This is a genomic window from Paenibacillus sp. N119s, from assembly GCF_059447605.1.
In genome coordinates, this window is the sequence record NZ_JCAJRU010000506.1 from 1 (window position 1) to 513 (window position 513).

Below are 513 nucleotides of genomic sequence, written 5' to 3' on the forward strand. Positions count from 1 at the left end.
GCTATCTGAGCTCGTGATGAGCAGCTCCAGACTGCTCATGTCAAGTCCCTGTTCATACACATGCTGCATAAACGGTACAATCAAGGCTGGTGTCGATTCAAACACCGTGATCTGGTAATCATGAATCCAGCCATATAGACGACTTGGGTCAATTCGGTCGTCTTTCGGGCAGATGACCATCGTGCCCCCGTTATAGAGCGTCCGTGCAATATCGCCGACGAACACGTCAAAAGAGAAGCTTGCCAGTTGCAGCAGGCGTACCGGGAACTGGTTCAGACGGTAATCCCGGCGATACGCCGCAGCCGTATTGACCAAGCTGCGATGTTCGACCATGACGCCCTTCGGACGTCCGGTTGTCCCCGACGTATAAATCACATACGCCAGATCCTGCGGTCCGTTGATCGGTTCAACATCCGTGGCATCCCCGGTATACAGCGACTCATCATCCAGCGCCAATACAGTATGCAGGCGCAGCCCTGTTGCCGGTTCGGATACTGCTTCGCTATTAGACTT

Annotated in this window: 1 protein-coding gene; it reads right to left on the bottom strand. The window is 53.8% G+C overall.

The genetic code is table 11. From position 1 onward, the window contains the following. The coding region (locus tag AC5V8P_RS26040; protein ID WP_495474110.1) for an AMP-binding protein at positions 1–513 on the bottom strand (513 nt) is incomplete at both ends.